The sequence below is a fragment of the Roseinatronobacter thiooxidans genome (assembly GCF_001870675.1).
GTDB classification, from domain to species: domain Bacteria; phylum Pseudomonadota; class Alphaproteobacteria; order Rhodobacterales; family Rhodobacteraceae; genus Roseinatronobacter; species Roseinatronobacter thiooxidans.
The window spans coordinates 149,954-171,803 of sequence record NZ_MEHT01000018.1; the positions used below are offsets into that span (position 1 = coordinate 149,954).

Sequence of the window (21,850 nt, forward strand, 5' to 3'; positions counted from 1 at the left end):
AAGGCCCAGCCCCTTGGGGTTGTGGTTTTCATTGAGGGCTGCGCCAAACTGCGCTACCCTTGCTGCAACGCAGCATGAGGGGCGCCATGTCGGGAATCTTTGTCATTATCGCCGCTTTGGGCGCGCTGATCTTTCTTGCGTATCGCGGGCTAAGCCTGCTGCTACTCACCCCGGCGTTGGCTGTTCTGGCCGTTCTGGCCAGCGAAGGCGGGCCGCTGCTGGCCAGCTATACGCAAATTTTCATGCAGGCTATGGGCGGCTTTATCATCCAGTATTTCCCGCTGTTTCTGCTGGGCGCGGTCTTTGGCAAATTGATGGAGGCGTCAGGCTCTGCCCGCGTGCTGGCAGATGGCATTATTCGGCGGCTGGGGCCAGCGCGCGCGATTCTGGCAGTGATCCTGTCTTGCGCGATCATGACCTATGGCGGGGTGTCGCTGTTTGTGGTGGCTTTCGCAGTCTGGCCCATCGCCTCGGCCCTGTTCCGAGAGGCGGAGTTGCCCAAAGTCCTGATACCCGCCACCATTGCGCTGGGGGCGTTCACCTTTACCATGACCGCACTGCCCGGCACACCGGCCATCCAGAACGCGATTCCCATGCCCTATTTCGGCACCACCCCCTTTGCCGCGCCGGGCTTGGGCGTGATTACGGGTGCGCTGATGCTGGCGCTTGGCTGGGGCTGGCTGGAATACCGCGCGCGTGCCCTTGGGCCGGGCTATGGCGAAGAAGAGGCCGCGGCACAGGCGCGCAACACTGGTAGCGCGCCATCCCTGCCCATTGCCGCAGCACCGCTGGTGCTGGTTCTGGTGCTGAATCTGGCCTTTACCTTTGTGCTGATCCCTATGATGGACACAAGCTATCTGGAACAGCCGCAATTCGGGGAAACGGATATTGGCGCGTTGCGTGGTGTGTGGTCGATCATCGCGGCGCTGACGCTTTCATCCTTGGCGCTGGTGGCCATGAACTGGGCGCGCCTGTCCAAAGAGCTGTCAGAGACGCTGGACGCAGGCGCGAAAGATTCGCTGAAGCCAATTTTCAACACGGCATCCTTGGTGGGGTTCGGCGCGGTGATTGCCTCGCTTTCTGCCTTTGCGCTGATCCGAGACTGGGTGGTGACAGCGGGCGGGGATAACCCTCTGATCTCGCTTGCCATCGGCACCAGCTTGCTGGCGGGTATGACCGGCTCTGCCTCTGGCGGGATGTCGATTGCGCTGTCCACTTTGGGCGCGACATATCTGGAAATGGGACAGGCGGCAGGCATCTCGCCGCAATTGCTGCACCGCGTGACAGCCGTGGCCACAGGCGGGCTGGACGCGCTGCCCCATAACGGCGCGGTCATCACACTGCTGACAATCTGCGGGCTGACACATCAGCAAGCCTATAAGGATATTGCCGTGGTGGCGGTGATCATCCCGCTTGTGGCGCTGGCGGTGCTGATCACATTGGGCACGCTGCTGGGCAGTTTTTGAGATTGTGGGTTTTGATAATTTCTAAGCGCGGAATCAAGGCGCAACGCGCCGCCGCGCATTGCCGGGCCGCCCACGGGCACGGCGATTTGGCCACCACCAGCGCAAAGCTCTAATCTTTCGCGGATTTGGCCAGCATAAAGTGATATAGCACAGACCGCGTATCGCCGCACCGCGGCCCGACGCTGCGCGACGACGCAGCCGTTGCACACTTTGTATCATTTCTGCCTTCGCGTGTCCTAGGACAGTCGGTTACCCCTGCACCCCCTGCCAGACGTCGAAGATATAGCGCGCGGTCATCAGGTCCAGATGCGCGCCGCCGCCATTCTTGCAGATGGTGATTGCCTCTGCGTCTGGTCGGGTGAAGCTGCCTGAGGCAATATCGTAGAAATCGGCACGGATGTCGTCGCGGGTGATAACCCCGCGCGCCAGCGGGTCTTTCATCTCGCCGATATGGTCCAGCACGGTCCGGCGATTGTCCACAAACAGCGCGGCGCGCAGAAGGGCCGTATCATCCACCTCGCGCATGTCGGGGCGGAAGGCGCCGATCAGGTCCAGATGCTGGCCGGGGCGCAGCCACGCGCCCTGTATCAATGGCTCGCGGCTCATGGTGGCGGTGCAGATGATATCTGCGCCTTCTACCGCGCGCTGCAAATCCGCCTCTGGCTGAACGCCCGCGACATCGCGGGCGAATTGCGCAGCACTTTCAAAATTACGCGCCCAAACTGTGAACTGCGCCTTGGGAAACAGGGCGCGGTAAGCTTCTAACATGCTGCGCGCGACTGTGCCCGCGCCCGCAATCGTGATCTTGCGGCTGTCAGGGCGCGCCAGCATACTGGCCGCAAACAGGCTGTCGCCTGCGGTTTTCCATTTTGTGACAAGGTGGAAATCCAGCAACGCCTGCAACGTGCCATCACTGTCGGAATACAGCGCCACCCCGCCATTCACCGCCGCCAGCCCCTTTTGCGCATTGCGCGGAAAGATGGTTGCGGTCTTGACCAGCGCGCCCATGCCATCGATCCACGCCGCGCGCGACAGTAGTGTGTCATCGCCGCGATAAAGGAATGTGTCGTCCAGTTCCGCCGGGGGGCGGGCATGGGCGCGTTCAAAGGCTGCAAGCAGCCCGCGCCAGTCCAGATGCGCATCAATCTCGGCAGTGATAATGGGCAGGGTCATTGCGCCAGCGCTTGCGCATGAAAGGCGACATGATCGGCCATGAAACTCGCAACAAAGAAATAGCTGTGGTCATAGCCCGCCTGCATGCGGAACACGCCGGGCTGGCGGCGCGCGGCCATTGCATGGGCCAGCGCCTCGGGGCGCAAAAGGTCCAGAAACTGGTCTTTGCTGCCCTGATCTATCAGCAGCTGACTGCGCAGCCCCACGTCGCGCATTAAAAGCGTGGAATCATGCGCGGCCCACAGGCTTTCATCCGCGCCCAGATAGGCGGTGAACTGCTTGCGGCCCCAATCGCTGGCAGTGGGGTTGGCAATGGGCGCAAAGGCCGAGACAGAGGCGAAACGGTCGGGCAGGCGCATGGCCAAAGTCAGTGCGCCATGCCCGCCCATCGAATGGCCGGTAATGGCTTGCCGGTCTTCTTCCAGCGCGAAATTGGCCATCAGCACGCGGGGCAATTCTTCTGCAATATAGTCCCACATGCGGAAATGCGCGGCCCACGGGTCTTGCGTGGCATTGACATAGAAGCCCGCACCCTGCCCCAGATCATAGGCGGTATCATCCGCCACCCCCTCGCCGCGCGGCGAGGTGTCGGGGAACACCACGGCCAGCCCGTGCCGTGCGGCATGTTCCTGCATATGCGCTTTGGTCATGGCATTTTCATGTGTGCAGGTCAGTCCAGAGAGATACCACAGCACAGGCACAGGGTGCAGTCGCGCCTCGGCGGGCATGAACAGGCCAAAGGTCATATCGCAGCCGGTGGCGCTGGAGGCATGCCGATACACGCCCTGCACCCCACCAAAACAGGCATTCTCTGAAAGAGTTTCCATCATCATTCCCCTGATTTTGGGCCAACCTGTCAGAAGCTGGTGACCCATGCAATGACAACCGGCACGGTTGCAATACTGACCAGTGTCGAGACAAAGATCGTGGCCGAAACGCGCGCAGGCCCGGCATTGTAATGCTGCGCCAGAATAAAGACATTGCCCGCCACCGGCAGGGCGGCAGCGGCAATCAGAACACCTGCTGCTTGCGGATCAACCTTGAACAGCACAAGCGCGGCAAAGGCGGTCAGCGCGGGGTGCAAGACCAGTTTACCGAAGGAAAGCCAGCTGACGATCGCCAGCCGTTCAACTTTTTTATCGGCCAGCGACGCGCCAATGGCAAATAGCGCGCAGGGGGTGGCCGCGGCCCCCAGCAGCGTCAGGAAGTCATTGGCGATGACAGGCATCGCAAAGCCTGTCGCCGCCCAAGCCAGCCCCAGAACCATCGCCACAACCATCGGGTTCTTTGCCACTGCAATCAGCAATTTGCGCGGCAAAGCGCTGTCCACCCGCCCGTCGCGTGACAGGGTGATGATAACCGTGAACAGCGACGAGAACACGATCATGTCAATCGTCAGGATCAGCAGCACCATCGGCACAGAGCTTGGCCCCAGCAACACAATCAGCAGCGGCACCCCCAGAAAGCCTGTATTGCCGATGATCGAGCAATGCGCTTCTATCAGCGCCTCTTCCATACGGGCGCGGCGCAGAAAGGCAATCGCCATGACCAGCACATACAGCGCCGCACAGGCCCACAGATAGGCGGCAGCAGCGCGCGGGTCCAGCAGGTCCGACAGCGACAGATTCGCCGCAAAGCCGAACAACATGGCGGAGAGGGCGAAATAGAACACGAATTTGGTCAGATAGGCCGTGGCCTCGGGCGGGAAAAACCCGGCCCGTCCGGCACCAAAGCCCAGACCGATCAGGCCGAAGAACGGAAGGGTTTTCAGGAATATCTCAATCATGCTCTGAACGTGTTAACATGCGATTCTGTGCCGCGCCATAGAGGGCGGCTTTTCCTGTGCCGCGCAAGGCCGTATCTTCATCCGAAAAAGGGGGTGTCATGACCGCACCAGCCACCGCGATCAGACCAGGGCGCAAATACGAGCAGGTTCTTGACGGGGCAAGGACCGTATTTGTGGCCATGGGCTATGAGCGCGCCAGCGTTGATGAAATCGCGCGCGTGGCAGGCGTGTCGAAAGCCACGCTTTACGCCTATTTTCCCGAAAAACGCCTGCTGTTCACCGAAGTCTACCGCACCGAAATCTTGCGGCTGGCAGATGCGGCGGTGGAATTATCGGGCGCGAACCCGCCAGACATTGCCCTGCGCGAGGCCGCGCGCCGGATACTGGCCTATCTGACATCGGATTTCGCGCTGGCCATGTATCGCATCTGCGTGGCCGAATCACAGCGCTTTCCCGAAATCGGGCAGGCGTTTTATGAAAGCGGGCCGGAACTGGGGCGCGCGCGGCTGGGGGCCTATCTGCGCGGGGCGCAGGCGCGCGGGCAGGTGCGGATTGACGATATCGATCTGGCCGCAGACCAGTTTTTCCAACTGTGCCAAAGCACGATCTGCGATCGGATTTTATGCGGGGTGCAGACACACTTCTCCGAAGCGGAATTGGCGCGCATCGTCAATGGCGCAGTCGAGACCTTCATGGCGCGCTACGGCGCGTGATCAGGGCGGGGACGCAGTCCCGGGCTTGACCCGGGACCTCGCGGCTGGCCCAGAGGCGCCGGGTCAAGCCCGGCGCGGCCGCGCGGTCAACTGATCTCGAACACGCCCTCGACCTCGACCGCGACGCCCAATGGCAGCGATGGCGCACCGACTGCCGCGCGGGCATGGCGGCCTGCCTCGCCAAACACCGCGACCATCAGATCGGACGCCCCGTTCACCACTTTGGGCTGGTCGGTAAATTCTGGGGTGCAGTTCACAAACCCTGTCAGCTTGACCACACGCCGCAGCCGCGTCAGATCGCCCCCGCAGGCCGCGCGCAGCTGCGCAATCAGGGCCAGTCCACAGGCCTGCGCGGCGCCCACGCCGTCATCCACGGTCAGCCCATCGCCCAGTTTGCCGCAAATCAGGCCATCCGCGCCCGCGCTGATCTGCCCCGATACGAAAACCAGAGAACCGCTTTGCACAAAAGGCACATAATTGGCGGCAGGTGCCGGGGCATCGGGCAGGCTAAGGCCAAGTTCACTCAGGCGCTGTTCAATTGCATTGCTCATGGGGGTTTTCCTGTCTGGTGTCATGTAAGCGGCAATATGCACAAAAACAGGGGCAAAAGGCCAGCCCTAGACGGGCTTGCGGGGTTTGCGGCTGAAAACCATTTTTTGCGACACCAGTTTCTCGGACGGCCCGATCCATGCATAGGCCAGCAGCGAGGGTTCCAGATCCGCCACGGTGATCCTGTGCATCTGCCCCGGCAAGTTGAAGATCATCGAGCCGGGCACATAAACGCCTTGATCATTTTGCGACATAGCGCCTGACAGGCAGATATAGCTTTCTGTGATCCCGTCATGTGCATGTGCGGGATAGATGCACCCGGGCGCAAACAGCACCAACCCCAGAATGATCTGGTCGCTTTGCACCGGCCCTGTCGGCCCCACAAGTTCGGCATAGGCGTATTTCTGGTCCAGCCCGCGCGGCACTTTTTCATACCCGTATTGCCACGACAACTGATCACACAGCCCGTCAATGCTGCGGATCACCCGCGACATTGCGCCCCCGCGCCCCTGATCCAGCGCGCGTTGCAGGTGCAATGTCACGGGTTTTCGCGCCGCATCCGTGTCGCGCAGCGCCGGATTGGCGCGCAGAACCGCAGTTATGCGTTCGCGCACAAGCCGCTGGTGCGAGCGTATCTTGGCGCTGCCGCCCGCAGGCAACATCCGGTACATTTCCAGAAAATCGCGCAGAAGATAGCCCCAAGCGGGGCGGTCTGCCAAATGCGGCGCGTGATGTGGTGCTGCGGTCTCCATATGCCGAAACTGGCGCATGCATACCGCACCCGCGCGCTTGCGCGCGACACGGGCTGGCCTGTCCGCGACAACGCGCCTTAGACCAGACGCGACACCTCGACCGCGGCGCGCACGAAATCGGCAAAGAGCGGGTGCGGATCGAAGGGTTTTGATTTCAATTCGGGGTGGAACTGCACACCAATGAACCAAGGGTGGCCTTCATGCTCGACAATCTCGGGCAATTTTCCATCGGGCGACATGCCAGAGAAGGTCAGCCCCTTGCCTTCCAACTCTGTGCGGAACTTGGTGTCCACCTCGTAGCGGTGGCGGTGGCGTTCCTCGATCCGCGTGGTGCCGTAAATCTGCGCAACCCGCGACCCTTCTTTCAACGTGGCGCTATAGGCGCCCAGTCGCATTGTGCCGCCCTTGTCATCACCCAGCTTGCGTTCCACCTTGTGGTTGCCCTGCACCCATTCTTTCAGGTGATAGACCACAGGGGTAAAGCGGCGCTTTCCGGCCTCATGGTCAAATTCTTCCGAGCCTGCATCTGCAATGCCCGCAAGGCTGCGCGCGGCCTCGATACAGGCCATCTGCATCCCCAGACAGATGCCGAAATAGGGGATCTTCTTCTCGCGCGCATAGGTGGCGGCGCGGATTTTGCCTTCTGTCCCGCGCTCGCCAAAGCCGCCGGGCACCAGAATCGCATGATAGGCCTCCAGGGCGGGGCTTGGGTCTTCGCTGTCAAACACGCTTGCATCGATCCATTCGACCTGCACCTTGACGCGGTTGGCCATGCCCCCATGCACCAATGCTTCCTTGATGGATTTATACGCGTCTTCCAGCTGGACATATTTGCCCACAATCGCAATGCGCACCTCGCCCTCGGGGTTGGCAAGCCGATCTACCACATCTTCCCACACCGACAGGTTGGGGCGCGGCGCGGGGTTAATGCCAAACGCGTCCAACACCGCCTGATCAAGCCCCGCCGCATGATAGGCCAGCGGCGCTTCATAGATGGAGTGCAGGTCATAAGCGGGGATCACGGAATCGGGGCGTACATTGCAAAACAGGGCAATTTTCTGGCGCTCTTTCTCGGGGATCGGGTGTTCAGAGCGGCAGACCAGCACATCAGGCGCAATGCCGATGCTTTGCAATTCCTTGACAGAGTGTTGCGTGGGTTTGGTCTTCAACTCTCCCGAGGCGGCCAGATAGGGCAAAAGCGTCAGATGCATGAAGATACATTGCCCGCGCGGGCGTTCATGGCTGAACTGGCGAATGGCTTCAAAGAATGGCAGACCTTCGATATCGCCCACAGTGCCGCCGATTTCACATAGCATGAAATCAACCTCATCCTCGCCTATGGCCAGAAAATCTTTGATCTCATTGGTGACATGCGGGATCACCTGAATGGTCTTGCCCAGATAATCACCGCGGCGTTCCTTCTCCAGCACGTTTGAATAGATACGCCCCGAAGACACCGAATCAGTCCGCCGCGCGGCAACGCCGGTGAATCGCTCGTAATGGCCAAGGTCCAGATCGGTTTCGGCACCATCATCAGTGACGAATACTTCGCCATGTTCAAAAGGCGACATCGTGCCGGGGTCAACATTCAGATAGGGGTCCAGCTTGCGCAGGCGGACTGTAAAGCCCCGCGCCTGCAACAAAGCCCCAAGAGCGGCAGAGGCCAGCCCTTTGCCCAGACTGGAAACAACACCGCCAGTAATGAAAATATAGCGCGCCATGGTCCTGCGACCCCCCGTGAACTGCGTTTTGCTGGTCAAATGCCCATCATCAGGCAACGACCATCACGGGGTTCGAGGAATAGGCCAGTTTCCCCCAAACCGCAAGACGGCCGCAAGATCGGGCGGTAAAAAAACGCGCCGCACACTAGTGATTGTGGCCTGTCCCTTAGTCGGCAGGGGGCGGGGCCAAGCTGTCATCGGCGGCCGGTGGCGGCAACAAGCTGTCGCTCAGCGGTAAAGCTGGTGCGGCAGGCGCACTGGGCGCCGCTGGCGTGCCAAGGCGGTCCAGAACCGAACTGGTCGCGGATTGTTGCGCCGCGATCACTGTCAGGGTCAGCGATGTGGCGATGAACGCCGCCGCAAGCACCCAAGTCACCTTCGCCATCGCGGTCAGCGGCGGGCGTCCGGCATTGGCACTGCCATCGCCCCCGCCAATGCCAAGCCCCCCACCTTCCGAACGCTGGACCAAGACAACACCGATCAGCGTCAGCGCCAGCAAGAGATGGACAATCAGCACAACATTTTGCATCAGGACAACCCGTCTATCATTACGCGGCCTACTTAGGCCCTGAGGCGCTATCCCGCAACCCCTGTTTAACCGACAGCCCATGTGGCTGGTTGCGCTATTTCGGGTTTCAGTTCCCGCGCGACAGCGCTATGAGGGCTGTCGGGTCGCATATCTTATCAGGAGAGCATTCATGGCCAATGTCGTCGTTGTCGGCGCTCAGTGGGGTGACGAGGGAAAAGGCAAGATCGTGGACTGGCTGTCCGAGCGTGCCGATGTCGTGGCCCGGTTTCAGGGCGGGCATAATGCAGGCCATACGCTGGTCATTGATGGCAAGGTCTACAAACTGCATGCATTGCCATCTGGCGTGGTGCGTGGCGGCAAACTGTCGGTCATTGGCAACGGCGTGGTGCTGGACCCATGGCACCTGCTTAAGGAAATCGAGACGATCCGCGCGCAGGGCGTCGAGATTACGCCAGAGACGCTGATGATCGCCGAGAATACGCCGCTGATCTTGCCATTTCATGGCGAATTGGACCGCGCACGCGAAAACCAGAACTCGGTCGCCAAGATTGGCACCACAGGGCGCGGCATTGGCCCCTGCTATGAAGACAAAGTGGGCCGCCGCGTAATTCGCGTGGCCGATCTGGCCGATGACGCCACCTTGCAGATGCGGGTTGACCGCGCGCTGGTGCATCATAATGCGCTGCGCAACGGGCTGGGGCTGGACCCTATCGACCGCGATGCGCTGCTGGCCCAGTTGCGCGCGGTTGCGCCCGAAATCCTGAAATTCGCGGCCCCCGTGTGGAAAGTGCTGAATGACAAGCGCAAAGCCGGCAAACGCATCTTGTTTGAAGGCGCGCAGGGCGCGCTGCTGGATGTAGATTTTGGAACATATCCCTTTGTCACCTCGTCCAATGTCATCGCAGGGCAAGCGGCCACAGGTGTGGGCGTTGGCCCCGGCGCGATAGATTTTGTCCTTGGCATTGTGAAAGCCTATACCACCCGCGTGGGCGAAGGCCCTTTCCCTACGGAATTGCACGATGCAGATGGCGAGCGCCTTGGCACACGCGGCCATGAATTCGGCACCACCACAGGCCGCAAGCGCCGCTGCGGCTGGTTCGATGCCTGCCTGCTGCGCCAGACCTGCGCCACATCGGGCGTCACAGGCATTGCGCTGACCAAGCTGGATGTGCTGGACGGGTTCGAGACGCTGAAAATCTGCGTAGGCTATGATCTGGACGGCCAGCGGCTGGATTACCTGCCCACCGCTGCCGATGCGCAGGCCCGCTGCACCCCCATCTATGAGGAATTGCCGGGTTGGAGTGAAACCACAGAAGGCGCGCGCAGCTGGGCCGACCTGCCCGCAAACGCCATCAAATATGTCCGCCGCGTGGAAGAGTTGATTGATTGCCCCGTCGCCCTACTTTCCACCTCACCTGAGCGCGAAGATACAATCCTAGTCACGGACCCGTTTGCAGACTGATGACCTTATCCTGGAAAGCACGAAGACGTTGGGCGCTGTTTGCGCTGGTGGTGGCCTTGCCGCTGTATATTGTGGTGGCGGTTACGGTCGTCTCGACGATAGAGCGCCCGCATTTTCTGATCGAATTGCTGATCTATGTCGCGCTAGGCATCCTGTGGGCCTTTCCGCTGAAATCGATTTTCAAGGGCATCAGCAAACCTGACCCAGACGCCCCGCACAAGGACTAGGGCCAAGCACCTGGGACATTGTCCTTGGGCGGCTTTCGTCGCACACTGCGCGCGCGCGATGAAGTAATGAGAGGCCGCTGAGCGGGTCTTTGCGGACGCTGACTTTTTTGGTGCAAAGCCGCGTAGCGTCGGGCCGCGGCGCGGCGATCCTCACGCCCTGCTACAGCACTTTATGCTGGCCAAATCCGCGTAAGATCAAGGCCTTGCGCATGGCCAAGCCAAATCGCCGTGCCTGCGGCCCTTTGTTCCGCGCAGGGCATGTCCCACAAGCCCTCAAAGCTACCCTCATGGGGCTGGCGAATTTCCCAACATAAGTAAACCTTACAGCGGCCCGCTTTGAAACAACTGCACCTTAAGCCCGCCATGCGGCAGCAGCGGGCCAGGAGTCAGGTTCAGCCCTGTTACATGCGCAAGCTTGCGGTCAGAGGTGACAAGCCCCACACGCCAGCCCTTCATCTGGGTTTTCAACACCTCGCCAAGGCTGGCATACAGGCCATATAGCAGCTTGGGGCTGCTGATCCGCGCGCCATATGGCGGATTGACCATCACCAAGCCGGGGGGCGTGTCGGGGCGCATCAGCGCGCCAAGTGGTTGACAGATAAACTGCGTGCAAGCCGCCACCCCTGCCCGTTCGGCATTTTGCTGGCTGTTGCGCACAGCGCCCTGATCCCGGTCAAAGCCGAAAAACTGCAAGGGCGGCAGGCGCGACGGGGAGGCGCGCATCTTGTCCCATGCGCCCGCGTTGAAACTGGCAAACTGCTCAAACGCAAAGCCCCGCGTACGCCCCGGCGCCAGTCCGGCGGCAATCTCGGCGGCCTCAATGACAAATGTCCCCGACCCGCACATCGGGTCAAGTACCGGCTGGGTGCCGTCATAGCCCATCTGCCGCAAGAACAGCGCCGCCATCGTCTCGCGCAAGGGCGCTTTGCCGGTGGCCAGCTTGTGGCCGCGCTTGTGCAGCCCTTCGCCAGAGCTGTCCAGCGACAGCGTGACCAGATCATCCTCGATCCGCACCATCAGCCGCAGCGTGGCAGCAGGGTCAATTGGCGCGCCCAGCGTCTCGGCAATCGCGCGCTCGACCCGTTGTGCGGCAGCGCCCTGATGGTAGATTTTGGAGCGCGCGCAAACCGCCTCGACCTTGATCGCAACATCGGCACGCAGAAAATCACCCCACGGGAATTTGCGCGCGCGCTTGTCCAGCTGCGCCAGATGCATGGCACGAAATTCGCCAATACGCACCAAAACACGACTGGCCCCGCGCAGCCACAGATTGGCGCGCCACACATCGCGCCACCCGCCCGAGATTTCAACGCCCCCCGCAACCGCGACAGGATCGGCCAGCCCCAAGGCGCGCGCCTCTTCGGCCAAGACAGGCTCCAACCCCGGAAGGCAGGAAAGGAATATCTGGAAATTCTGGTCACTCATGCAAGGGCCGATACGGGGAAATGCCGCATGACGCCAGCGCAAAAGCGCGCTTTTGCCTCAGCCTTCCCCTACAAGCGCATCCATGCGCTTGGCCAGCTGCACATCCAGATCCGACAGCCCGCCCACATCATGCGTGCTCAGCGTGACCGAAACCGTTTTATAGACATTGAACCATTCGGGATGGTGGCCCATTTTTTCCGCCACAATCGCCGCACGTGTCATCCAGCCAAAGGCCTCGATGAAATTGGCAAAAACGTAGTCTTTGGCAATCGCATCGCGCCCGTCCACCATGGCCCACCCCGCCTGCATCAGCGGGTCCAGCGTGCTGCGATCTGTCAGTTTTTCAACCATTTCTGCCTCCATCCGTTTTACGAAACGGCGCATATTCCGCCATCACTTGCATTTCATACTCTATCGCGCGCCCTTCTTCCGAGAGATACCGGGCCACTGCCTTGTGAAACCCCGTTTCGGGGAAGTAATGCAGCGAATGCACCCTTGAGGGCATGTAACCCCGCGCAAGCTTATGGGTTCCTTGCGCGCCCGCCTCGACACGGGCAATGCCGCGCGCAATCGCAAAATCCATCGCCTGGTAATAACACAGTTCGAAATGCAGGCAGGGGTGGTCTTCAACACAGCCCCAATAGCGCCCGAACAAGGTCTGTTGCCCGATGAAATTCAGCGCCCCTGCAACAGGTTCCCCGTCGCGTTCGGCCAGCACCAGCACCACATCTTCGCGCATCTGGTCCTGCACCAGATCGAAAAAGGCCCGCGTCAGATAGGGCGTGCCCCATTTGCGCGCGCCTGTATCCTGATAAAACGCCCAGAACGCGTCCCAATGCGCAGGCTCCAGCGCATCGCCGGTCAGCGCGCGGATCGTGCCACCAAAGCCTTGCGCGGTGGCGCGTTCCTTGCGAATCGTCTTGCGCTTGCGCGATGACAGGGCCGCCAGAAACCCGTCGAAATCCTGATAGCCGTCATTTTCCCAATGGAACTGCTCGGTCACGCGGTGCAAAAAGCCATGCTCGGCCCCCTGCGCGGCCTCTGCTTCGGTGCAAAAGGTCACATGCGCCGAAGACAGCCGGTTGTCGCGCGCAATCTGCGCCATTGCCTGCAAGATCGCGGCCATGCCCTGTTGCTCGAACCCTGCCTTACACAAAAACCGCCTGCCCGTTGCAGGCGTAAAGGGGACAGCCGCTTGCAGCTTGGGGTAATACCGCCCGCCCGCGCGGGCATAGGCCTGTGCGAAAGCATGGTCGAAAATATATTCGCCCTGTGAATGCGATTTCACATAAAGCGGGGCCACGGCAATAAGTTCGCCGCCCTGATGCACCAGTATATGGCGCGGCTCCCAGCCGCTGCCCTCGCCCACAGACCCGGACCGTTCCAGTGCGTGCAAAAACCTGTGTGTTGTGAACGGGTCCAGCGGGGGCTGCGCGCCCTGCGGGTTGGCACATGCATCCCACTGATCGGGGTCAATCTGACCCAGATCACTGTTCAGCGTGACCGAGAGCGCGCAATCATCCATTTACATCGCCGCCAAAAGCGCCTCACCGGCCGAGACTTCACACACGCCGGGGCTTTCCTCGACATGCAGCAGGCTGACGACGCCATCCTCGACCACCATCGCATAGCGCTTGGACCGGCCTATCAGGCCGACAGGCGGCGCGTCGAAATCCATGCCAATCGCCTTGGTGAACCCGCCTGCGCCATCGGCCAGCAATGTCAAACCGGCCTCTGCCGCCCCTGTCGACTCGCCCCAAGCTTTCATCACGAAAGGGTCATTCACAGACAGGCACAGAATTTCATCCACGCCCTTGGCCGCAAGCCCGTCCTTCGTGCGGATGAAGCTGGGCACATGCGCCGAATTGCAGGTGGGGGTAAATGCGCCGGGTACCGCAAAGATCACGACTTTGCGGCCTTTGGTCAGGCTGGCAAGCTCTACCTGCTCTGGCCCGTTTTCGCCCATACGGATGAAGCTGGCCTCTGGCAATTTGTCCCCGGTTGCGAGTGTCATGGATTGGCTCCTGTCATTGTTAAGGTTATTTGTGCAAGGAACATAGCGTATCGTTGCACAGCGGCCAGAGGGGCGAGAGCAGAATGAACAGAATAGTGGTTATTGGGGCCGGTCAGGCCGGCGCCTCCCTTGTTGCCAAATTGCGGGTGCTGGGCTTTGGCGGGCAGATCACGCTGATCGGCGAGGAACCCGCGCCCCCCTACCAGCGCCCGCCTTTGTCAAAGGCCTATCTGCTGGGCGACATGACGCAAGAGCGGCTGTTTCTGCGCCCCGAAAGCTTCTATGCCGAACACCAGATCGACTTGCAGCTTGGCGCGCCGGTCGAGCATATTGACCGTGGCGAACAAACCCTGCGCGTTGGTGGCAAAGTCTTGGCCTATGACGCGCTGGCCTTCACCACAGGCGCAATCCCGCGCCATCTGCCTGCCACCATCGGCGGCGCGCTGTCTGGCGTCCATGTTGTGCGCACCCTGTCAGATGTCGATGCAATGGCCCCGAATTTCACCGCGGGGCGGCGCGTGGTCATTGTGGGGGGCGGCTATATCGGGCTGGAAGCCGCTGCCGTTGCCGCCAAATTGGGCCTGCATGTCACAGTGCTGGAAATGGCCCCGCGCATCCTGCAACGCGTCGCCGCCCCCGAGACATCGGCGGCCATCCATGCCCTGCATGAAGGGCATGGCGTGCGAATCCTTGTATCCACAGGGCTAGACCGCATCGAGGGTGAGACCCATGTCACCGGCCTGCGCCTTGACGATGGCACCCTTCTTGACGCGGATTTCGTCATTGCGGGCATTGGGGTCACCCCCGCCACAGCGCTGGCAGAGCGCGCGGGTCTGATGGTGGAAAACGGCATCAAGGTCGATGCGCAGGGCCGCACCTCGGACGCGCATATCTGGGCGGCGGGCGATTGCGCGGCATTTCCCTATCGGGGCACAAGCATGCGGCTGGAAAGCGTGCAAAACGCCATAGATCAGGCCGAACTGGTGGCCGAAAACATGCTGGGCGCAGGCAAGGACTATGACCCCGTGCCGTGGTTCTGGTCCGATCAATACGACATGAAACTGCAAATTGCGGGGCTGAATACCGGCTATGACCGTGTGGTGGTCCGGCAGACGGATGCGCGCAGCCACTGGTATTTCGCAGGCGAGAAGTTTCTGGCGGTCGATGCGCTGGGGGATGCGCGCGCCTTCATGGTGGGCAAGCGGTTGCTGGAAATGGGACGCAGCCCCGATGCGCAGGCCCTTGCAGACCCGCAAACCGACCTTAAATCGCTGTTGCGCGCATGAGGATCATCGGCGGCACATATCGCGGCTTGAAACTGGCCGATGTCGGCGCGGGCGACATGGACGCCCATCTGCGCCCCACCTCGGACAGGGTGCGAGAGGCGATTTTCAACCTGCTGATCAACGGCAGCCATGCGCAGCCTTTGGACGGCGCGCGCGTGTTGGACCTGTTTGCAGGCACCGGCGCGCTGGGGCTGGAAGCGCTGTCACGCGGGGCGGCGCAATGCACCTTTGTCGATGACGGCGCGGCGGCGCGCGCGCTGCTGCGCGCCAATATCGAAAAGGCCCATGCCATGGGTTGCACGAAGGTGTTTCGCCGCGACGCCACCCGCTTGGGCGAAAATCGCGGCCCTGCCTTTACGCTGGTCTTTCTTGACCCGCCCTATGGCAAGGGCCTGGGCGAGGCCGCACTGGCCTCGGCCATAACGGGCGGCTGGATCGCGCCGGATGCGCAGATTGTCTGGGAAGAGGCCAGCCCGCAACTGCCCCCGCCGGGGTTTGAAACCCTCGACCAGCGCCGCTATGGCGAAACCCATGTCACCCTGTTGCGCCGCAAGGAAACCCCATGACACCCGCGCTTGTAATTTTCGACTGTGACGGCGTGATTGTAGACAGCGAGCCGCTGACGCATCAGGTCTTGCGCGACGATCTGGCCGCGCATGGGCTGGATATGACAGTTGCACAGGTCACCACCCAATTCATCGGCGGCACCATGTCGGGCGTGGCGCAAAAAGCGCGCGCGATGGGCGCAGCGCTGCCGACCGACTGGGTGGATGGGTTCTATGCAAAGCTATATCAGCAGCTTGCACAGCACACGCCGCTGATTGCAGGAATTGAACAGCTGCTCGACCGGCTGGACGATGCGGCCATCCCCTATTGCATCGCCTCCAACGGGCGCATGGCCAAGATGCGCGTCACGATGGGCCAGCACCCTGCGCTATGGGCGCGGGTACAAGGGCGCATGTTTTCCGCCGAACACGTCCCCGCCCCCAAACCCGCGCCCGACCTGTTCCTGTATGCGGCCCAAACCCTTGGAGCCACGCCTGCCGATTGCGTGGTGATCGAAGACAGCGCAACAGGCGCGCGCGCCGCACGCAGCGCCGCCATGCGCTGCTTCGGCTATGCGCCCCATGATACCGGCGCGCATCTCAGCGCGGAAGGGGCACAAGTCTTTCAAGACATGACCCAACTGCCAGCCTTGTTGCGCCTTTAGCATTTTCTTGCCAGAAATACTCCAAGGGCGTCAGCGCCATCGCCCCTCCCCCCCACGCCCTGTCACTTGGCCAGCGCACGCGCCCCCGCCACTGTCAGCGCAGGTGCCAGCGCGTCAGGGTCCAGCACCAGTTCGATCACCGCAGGCAGCCCCGCATCGGTTGCGCGCTGATAGGCGGCGGCGAAATCCTCTGTCCGCTCGACCCGTTCGCCATGCCCGCCATAAGCGCGCGCAAGGGCTGCGTAATCGGGGTTGAACATCTGCGTGCCACTTACGCGGCCCGGATAGGTCTTTTCCTGATGCATGCGGATGGTGCCGTATTGGCCGTTATTACACACGATCACCACGATATTGGCCCCGTATTGGCGCGCCGTCGACATCTCGTTCAACGTCATCTGGAAACACCCATCGCCTGCAAAGCAGATCACAGGGCGGTCGGGGTGTTCCAGCTTGGCTGAAATCGCCGCCGGAAAGCCATAGCCCATCGACCCCGATGTGGGCGCAAGATGGCCCGGAAAGGCGCGCGCGCGCAGGTAGCGGTGCAGAAACGCCGCATAATTGCCCGCACCATTGGTCACAATGGCAGTGTCAGGCAGCATGTCGGACAGTTGGTGGATCACCTGCTCCAGCTTGACCGCGCCGGGGGTTTCCTTAGGGGTGACCCATGCCAGATAATCGTCGTGCGCTGCGCGGGTCCAGTCGGCCCAGTCGGGGTGGTCGGGGGCCGCGCGCTGGCTGAGTTTCGCAATCACATCGACGGCAGGTGCCGCCAGCGCCAGATCGGGGCGGAACACGCGGCCCAATTCATCGGGGTCGGGGTGGATGTGGATGATGGTCTTGCCGGGCTTGGCAGGGTCCACCAGTTCATACCCGCCCGTGGCGATATCGCCCATACGAGAGCCAAGAACCAGCAGACAATCGGCATCGCGCAGGCGTTGCGCCAGTTTCGGGTTCATGCCCACCGCCAGATCGCCCGCGTAATTGGGGTGGCGGTTGTCGATCCGGTCCATCCGGCGGAAGGTCACACAGACAGGCAGGCCGAAGTTTTCGGCAAATTGCCCCAGCGCCTGCGCTGTTTCCGCCGACCAGACCGACCCGCCCGCAATCACCAAGGGGCGTTTGGCCCGGCACAGCATGTCCTGCACCGCATCTAACTGCTCGGAGCACACTGACGGCGGCGTGGGCGCGACTGGCGGAATATCCGCCACATCCGCATGCGCGGAGAGGATGTTTTCAGGCAGCGCCAGCACCACAGGGCCGGGGCGGCCAGAGCGCGCCTGATGAAAGGCGCGGCTGATATATTCGGGCAGCCGTTCGGTATGGTCCACCTCCGCCGCCCATTTGGCGATGGGCTTGAAGAATTCGCGGTAATTGACTTCCTGAAATGCCTCGCGGTCGCGGTGGCGGTTGTCGATCTGGCCCACAAACATGATCAGCGGCGTCGAATCCTGCCGTGCGATGTGAATACCGGCACTGGCATTGCTGGCCCCCGGCCCGCGCGTGACAAACACAATCCCCGGCTGGCCTGTCAGTTTGGCATGGGCTTCGGCCATCATGCAGGCCCCACCTTCGTGGCGGCAGACAATATTGGTGATGCCAGACTCGTACAGCCCGTCCAATGCCGCCAAAAAGCTTTCACCGGGCACCGAGAACACCCGCGTCACCCCTTGCGCTTTCAGCTGGTCCACCAGAATTTGCCCGCCATGTCGCTGTGTCATATCACCCTCTTTCACATGTTCACCATACAGAGTGAGAGATATGCCGCGCCTGCGCAAGCACAAGGATTGCCTTTTGTTCGTCAAGTCATAGCTAAGGAAACAAAGCAAATTAAGGAGATATGATGTCTGGGTTGAAACTGGTGGGGCTGTGCGGATCACTGCGCAAGGACTCTTGGAACCGCAAATTGATGCATGCTGCAAAAGATGCCTTTGGTCCGGCGGAATTTGTCGAAGGCAGCCTGCGTCTGCCGCTGTTTGATGAAGATCTCGAAGCGCAAGGCATGCCCGCCGAGGTGACCGCCCTGAAAGACCAGATCGCCACGGCTGATGCCGTGGTCATCGCCTGCCCCGAATATAACAAAGCCCCGCCCGGTGTGCTGAAAAACGCGCTTGACTGGCTTAGCCGCGGGGGCGCGCCGTGGAAGGACAAGCCTGTGGCGATTGTCTCTGCCGCCGCAGGGCGCGCGGGCGGCGAGCGGACGCAATTTGCCCTGCGCCTGATGATGGTCGCCTTTCGCCCCCATCTGTTGCAGGGGCCGGAAATGCTGCTGTCCAGCCCTGCCAAAGCGTTTGACGATGACGGCAATCTGACAGACGAAATGGCGGCAAAACTGCTGAACGAATTGATGCAGGATTTGCGCCGCGCCGCCATGGCCCGTGCGGGATGATGCCCATGCGCCGGGCATAACGGACGAATCACCCCGTCGTGTCCGGCCCACCCCCCGAAAAACTTGATCGAAAGGGGAATTTTCGGCACCATACCTTTCTGATTTTCAGGGAGGGTTTCTGATGAGCATAAGCGAACACGCACAAATCGCGCCCATCGACATGGCGCGCGATCTTTCAGAGAAAGACCTGCGCGCGGCACTCGCGGCGGGGTGGAGTGACTTCAAGGCATATCCGGCTTTCGGGCTGTTTTTCGCGGCCTTCTATGTGGCGGGCGGAATTGCGCTGTATTTCGGCCTTTTCGCACGCGGAGAGGCGGCGTGGTTTATCCCCATTGCCGCTGGTTTCCCGCTATTTGCCCCTTTCGCGGCTGTGGGCCTGTATGAGGTCAGCCGCCGCCGCGAAATGGGCGCGCCCATGGATTGGGGCGCGATTCTGGGGGCCATGCGCGGGCGTGGGGATGAACAGTTGCTGGTCATGGGGGTGGTCGTGCTGATCATCTTCGGGTTCTGGGTTATCCTTGCACGCGGCATTTTTGCAATTTTCATGGCGCAATCGGGTATTGGCACCGAATCGCTTGCGCTGCTGGCCTCTGCCCCGGGTATCCTGATGCTGCTGGTAGGCTCTGTCGCGGGCGCGCTGGTGGCGATAGCGCTGTTTGCCATCACCGTGGTCAGCCTGCCCATGTTGCTGGAGCGTGATGTGGATTTCATGACAGCGATGATCGTCAGTCTGGAATCCGTGCGCGCAAACCCGCAGGTGATGCTGAAATGGGCGGCCATTATCGCGGCAACCCTGTTTGTGGCCATGCTGCCGCTGTTTCTGGGCCTGTTCATCGCCCTGCCTGTGCTGGGCCACGCGACATGGCATATCTACCGCCGCGCGGTCGGTGCGCCTGCCGCCTAGGCGATGCGAGGGGGGGCGGGCGCGCGACAGGGGTTGGAACCCGACGCGCGCCCTCCTATACCATTGCGAGATGCGTTTTCCCGGAGAAGGCCAATGCCAAACCCAACCGCCGCAATGCTTGTCATTGGTGATGAAATCCTGTCAGGCCGCACGCGCGATGCGAATATGTATTACCTGGCAGGGCAACTGGCCCCGCGCGGGATCGATCTGTGCGAAGTGCGCATCGTCACCGACCAGCATGACCGGATCGTGGGCGCGCTGAATGCGCTGCGGGCGACACATGACCATGTTTTCACATCTGGCGGGATTGGTCCGACACATGACGATATCACTGCCGATGCGGTTGCGGCCGCGTTCGGTGTGGGGCTGGACATTCGCGCGGATGCCCGCGCCATTCTGGCCGAACATTATGCCCGCACAGGGCTGGAGTTGAACGCGGCACGCCTGCGCATGGCGCGCATTCCAGACGGGGCCAGCCTGATCGACAATCCCGTATCCAGCGCGCCGGGGTTTTCGCTTGGCAATGTGCATGTCATGGCGGGCGTGCCGGCGGTGTTTCAGGCCATGGTGGCCGCTGTTCTGCCCGGCCTTGCTGCAGGGGCGGCGCTTTATAGCCAGAACCTGACCATCCCGCGCGGCGAGGGCGAGATTGCCGCCGATCTGCGCGCCCTGTCAGAAGCGTTTTCCGAATTGTCCATCGGCTGCTATCCGTTCCAGCGTGACGGGGCATATGGGGCCACAGTAGTTGTACGCGGCGAAGACAAGGCCCAAGTGGATGCAGCCCTTGTCAAACTGGCCGGATTATTCCCAGAGGCGGTGGCATGACCCTGCCCGATGCGGCCAGCCTGATGGCCGCACTGGATGCGACATGGCCCGCGCAAACCACCCACAGACAAGATGGCTGGCTGGTGCGCGATGGCGCGGGTGGCGGCAAGCGCGTCTCGGCGGCAAGCCCGCTGTCTGAGGATGCGCCGATCACCCTAGCAGAAGACTGGATGCGCGCGCGCGGACACGCGCCCCTGTTCCGGCTGGGCGCGGCAGACAGCGCGATTGACGCCACACTGACAGGGCGCGGCTACCAGATGCTGGACCCCACGCGCATATATGCAGGCTTGGCCGCAGACTGCGCGCGCAAACCGGGCCATGTGCAACTGTTCGATATCTGGCCCCCTTTGGCGATCATGCGTGATATCTGGAACGGGGGCGGCATTGGCCCCGCGCGTCTGGCCGTGATGGCACGCGCACCCGCGCCCAAAACAGGCTTTGTCGCGCGGATCGAGGATCGCGCCGCCGGGGTTGCGTTTTGCGCAATCCATGAGGGCATTGCAATGGTCCACGCAATCGAGGTTCTGCCCCATATGCGGCGCAAAGGGGTGGGCAAGCTGGTCGTGCAGGGGGCTGCATGGTGGGCACAGGCACAGGGCGCAGCAGTGCTGGCGCTGGCGGTAACCGATGCGAATAAGGGGGCTTGCGCCTTGTATGACAGGCTTGGGCTGCAAGTCTGCGCCCGCTATCACTACCGACAAGCCAGCAGCGGAGAGGGTGAGAGATGACACAGCAAGTCACGCGGCTGGATCTGCCCGCGACGAATGACATACAGGAACGCACACAGCGCTATCTGGAGATCTGCGAAGAAAAGCTGGGCATGGTGCCCAATGTGCTGCGCGCCTATCTGTTCGACATGGCGAAATTCGACGCCTTTGTGGGCATGTATAACGACCTGATGCTGGGCGAGAGCGGCTTGAGCAAGCTGGAACGCGAGATGATCGCGGTGGTTGTGTCCTCGATCAACCGCTGTTGGTATTGTCAGGTGGCGCACGGGGCGGCAGTGCGCGAATTGTCCGGCGATCCGGCCTTGGGTGAAGCGATGGTGATGAATTACCGCGCAGCCCCTTTGAACGCGCGCACCCGCGCCATGCTGGATTTTGCCGCCCTTGTGACCGAGGCCAGCGCGAAAGTGAGCGATGCAGACCGCGAGGCGCTTCGCGCGCATGAATTTTCAGACCGCGATATTTTCGACATTATTGCAGTTGTCGGGTTCTTCTCGATGACGAACCGCGTGGCCTCTGCCACAGGGATGGAACCGAACCCGGAGTATCACGCGCAAGCCCGCTGAGCGCGCGCGCAGGGTGAAAGGGGGGACGGGGGGCGGCTGCCCCCCGGCATCTCTGGTCTGCGACCAGAGCTGAACCCCCCGCCCCAAGGGGGCGCACGCCCCCCCTTGGGAAACCCCCTGTGAGTATTTCC

General features: G+C 61.6%; 24 protein-coding genes. 12 read left to right on the plus strand and 12 right to left on the minus strand.

Annotated elements, in window-relative coordinates; genetic code table 11:
* Window positions 1–86 precede the first annotated feature (86 nt).
* Complete coding sequence (locus BG455_RS10115) at window positions 87–1,466, plus strand: GntP family permease (protein WP_071469864.1); 1,380 nt, start codon at window positions 87–89, stop codon at window positions 1,464–1,466.
* Window positions 1,467–1,715: 249 nt separating this feature from the next.
* Here the strand turns inward: BG455_RS10115 and BG455_RS10120 are convergent, their stop codons facing one another.
* Genes BG455_RS10120 through BG455_RS10130 form a run of 3 tightly spaced genes read right to left on the minus strand, consistent with a single transcriptional unit; the run spans window position 1,716 to window position 4,425 of the window.
* Window positions 1,716–2,639: an ornithine cyclodeaminase family protein gene (locus tag BG455_RS10120; protein WP_071469865.1), complete on the minus strand. Its 924-nt coding sequence runs from the start codon at window positions 2,637–2,639 to the stop codon at window positions 1,716–1,718.
* Window positions 2,636–3,466 (minus strand): S-formylglutathione hydrolase, encoded by an 831-nt coding sequence (gene fghA / locus BG455_RS10125; RefSeq protein WP_071469951.1) that lies wholly within the window; start codon window positions 3,464–3,466, stop codon window positions 2,636–2,638. Before fghA ends, BG455_RS10120 begins: the two co-directional genes overlap by 4 nt.
* 29 nt (window positions 3,467–3,495) lie before the next feature.
* Window positions 3,496–4,425, minus strand: coding sequence for an AEC family transporter (locus BG455_RS10130; RefSeq protein WP_071469866.1), 930 nt, complete (start codon window positions 4,423–4,425; stop codon window positions 3,496–3,498).
* Between the two features lie 98 nt (window positions 4,426–4,523).
* Between BG455_RS10130 and BG455_RS10135 the strand changes: the two genes are divergently transcribed.
* Window positions 4,524–5,138 (plus strand): TetR/AcrR family transcriptional regulator, encoded by a 615-nt coding sequence (locus tag BG455_RS10135; RefSeq protein ID WP_071469867.1) that lies wholly within the window; start codon window positions 4,524–4,526, stop codon window positions 5,136–5,138.
* A gap of 86 nt (window positions 5,139–5,224) precedes the next feature.
* Here BG455_RS10135 and BG455_RS10140 read toward each other — a convergent pair whose 3' ends face one another.
* The 4 genes from BG455_RS10140 to secG all read right to left on the minus strand — a co-directional run bounded on the left by BG455_RS10140 (window position 5,225) and on the right by secG (window position 8,689).
* On the minus strand, window positions 5,225–5,689 hold the full coding sequence (locus tag BG455_RS10140; RefSeq protein ID WP_071469868.1) for a RidA family protein: 465 nt from the start codon (window positions 5,687–5,689) through the stop codon (window positions 5,225–5,227).
* Between the two features lie 66 nt (window positions 5,690–5,755).
* Window positions 5,756–6,439 (minus strand): dimethylsulfonioproprionate lyase family protein, encoded by a 684-nt coding sequence (locus tag BG455_RS10145; protein WP_071469869.1) that lies wholly within the window; start codon window positions 6,437–6,439, stop codon window positions 5,756–5,758.
* A gap of 77 nt (window positions 6,440–6,516) precedes the next feature.
* Window positions 6,517–8,160 carry a CTP synthase gene (locus tag BG455_RS10150; RefSeq protein WP_071469870.1) on the minus strand — a complete coding sequence of 548 codons (1,644 nt, stop codon included), beginning with the start codon at window positions 8,158–8,160 and terminating at the stop codon, window positions 6,517–6,519.
* Between the two features lie 166 nt (window positions 8,161–8,326).
* On the minus strand, window positions 8,327–8,689 hold the full coding sequence (secG, locus tag BG455_RS10155; protein ID WP_071469871.1) for a preprotein translocase subunit SecG: 363 nt from the start codon (window positions 8,687–8,689) through the stop codon (window positions 8,327–8,329).
* Between the two features lie 169 nt (window positions 8,690–8,858).
* On the opposite strand from secG, the gene BG455_RS10160 reads away from it, so the two are divergent.
* Entirely contained in the window at window positions 8,859–10,151 is a 1,293-nt protein-coding gene (locus tag BG455_RS10160; RefSeq protein ID WP_071469872.1) for an adenylosuccinate synthase, read from the plus strand.
* A complete protein-coding gene (locus tag BG455_RS10165; protein WP_071469873.1) occupies window positions 10,151–10,378 on the plus strand; it encodes a DUF2842 domain-containing protein in 228 nt (75 codons plus the stop codon). The genes BG455_RS10160 and BG455_RS10165 overlap by 1 nt, the downstream gene beginning before the upstream one ends.
* Before the next feature lie 321 nt (window positions 10,379–10,699).
* Here BG455_RS10165 and BG455_RS10170 read toward each other — a convergent pair whose 3' ends face one another.
* Genes BG455_RS10170 through BG455_RS10185 form a run of 4 tightly spaced genes read right to left on the minus strand, consistent with a single transcriptional unit; the run spans window position 10,700 to window position 13,817 of the window.
* Entirely contained in the window at window positions 10,700–11,803 is a 1,104-nt protein-coding gene (locus tag BG455_RS10170) for a THUMP domain-containing class I SAM-dependent RNA methyltransferase (protein WP_071469952.1), read from the minus strand.
* Between the two features lie 57 nt (window positions 11,804–11,860).
* Entirely contained in the window at window positions 11,861–12,154 is a 294-nt protein-coding gene (locus tag BG455_RS10175; protein ID WP_071469953.1) for a 4a-hydroxytetrahydrobiopterin dehydratase, read from the minus strand.
* Window positions 12,147–13,328 carry a GNAT family N-acetyltransferase gene (locus tag BG455_RS10180; RefSeq protein ID WP_071469874.1) on the minus strand — a complete coding sequence of 394 codons (1,182 nt, stop codon included), beginning with the start codon at window positions 13,326–13,328 and terminating at the stop codon, window positions 12,147–12,149. Before BG455_RS10180 ends, BG455_RS10175 begins: the two co-directional genes overlap by 8 nt.
* Entirely contained in the window at window positions 13,329–13,817 is a 489-nt protein-coding gene (locus BG455_RS10185; protein WP_071469875.1) for a peroxiredoxin, read from the minus strand.
* 83 nt (window positions 13,818–13,900) lie between these two features.
* Here BG455_RS10185 and BG455_RS10190 point away from each other — a divergent pair, with 83 nt between their 5' ends.
* The 3 genes from BG455_RS10190 to BG455_RS10200 are packed head-to-tail and all read left to right on the plus strand — an operon-like array spanning window position 13,901 to window position 16,313.
* Window positions 13,901–15,103, plus strand: coding sequence for an NAD(P)/FAD-dependent oxidoreductase (locus BG455_RS10190; protein ID WP_071469876.1), 1,203 nt, complete (start codon window positions 13,901–13,903; stop codon window positions 15,101–15,103).
* On the plus strand, window positions 15,100–15,669 hold the full coding sequence (gene rsmD / locus BG455_RS10195; RefSeq protein ID WP_071469877.1) for a 16S rRNA (guanine(966)-N(2))-methyltransferase RsmD: 570 nt from the start codon (window positions 15,100–15,102) through the stop codon (window positions 15,667–15,669). The genes BG455_RS10190 and rsmD overlap by 4 nt, the downstream gene beginning before the upstream one ends.
* Window positions 15,666–16,313, plus strand: coding sequence for an HAD family hydrolase (locus BG455_RS10200; RefSeq protein WP_071469878.1), 648 nt, complete (start codon window positions 15,666–15,668; stop codon window positions 16,311–16,313). Before rsmD ends, BG455_RS10200 begins: the two co-directional genes overlap by 4 nt.
* A 62-nt stretch (window positions 16,314–16,375) precedes the next feature.
* Here BG455_RS10200 and BG455_RS10205 read toward each other — a convergent pair whose 3' ends face one another.
* Window positions 16,376–18,031: a thiamine pyrophosphate-binding protein gene (locus BG455_RS10205; protein ID WP_071469879.1), complete on the minus strand. Its 1,656-nt coding sequence runs from the start codon at window positions 18,029–18,031 to the stop codon at window positions 16,376–16,378.
* Window positions 18,032–18,153: 122 nt separating this feature from the next.
* On the opposite strand from BG455_RS10205, the gene BG455_RS10210 reads away from it, so the two are divergent.
* The 5 genes from BG455_RS10210 to BG455_RS10230 all read left to right on the plus strand — a co-directional run bounded on the left by BG455_RS10210 (window position 18,154) and on the right by BG455_RS10230 (window position 21,719).
* The gene (locus BG455_RS10210) at window positions 18,154–18,699 is read left to right on the plus strand and encodes an NADPH-dependent FMN reductase (protein ID WP_071469954.1); all 546 of its coding nucleotides are present in this window, start codon (window positions 18,154–18,156) and stop codon (window positions 18,697–18,699) included.
* Between the two features lie 121 nt (window positions 18,700–18,820).
* Window positions 18,821–19,603: a DUF2189 domain-containing protein gene (locus BG455_RS10215; protein WP_071469880.1), complete on the plus strand. Its 783-nt coding sequence runs from the start codon at window positions 18,821–18,823 to the stop codon at window positions 19,601–19,603.
* A gap of 93 nt (window positions 19,604–19,696) precedes the next feature.
* The gene (locus BG455_RS10220) at window positions 19,697–20,428 is read left to right on the plus strand and encodes a competence/damage-inducible protein A (protein WP_071469881.1); all 732 of its coding nucleotides are present in this window, start codon (window positions 19,697–19,699) and stop codon (window positions 20,426–20,428) included.
* Complete coding sequence (locus tag BG455_RS10225) at window positions 20,425–21,156, plus strand: GNAT family N-acetyltransferase (protein WP_071469882.1); 732 nt, start codon at window positions 20,425–20,427, stop codon at window positions 21,154–21,156. Before BG455_RS10220 ends, BG455_RS10225 begins: the two co-directional genes overlap by 4 nt.
* Complete coding sequence (locus BG455_RS10230; protein ID WP_071469883.1) at window positions 21,153–21,719, plus strand: peroxidase-related enzyme; 567 nt, start codon at window positions 21,153–21,155, stop codon at window positions 21,717–21,719. Before BG455_RS10225 ends, BG455_RS10230 begins: the two co-directional genes overlap by 4 nt.
* Window positions 21,720–21,850 lie beyond the last annotated feature (131 nt).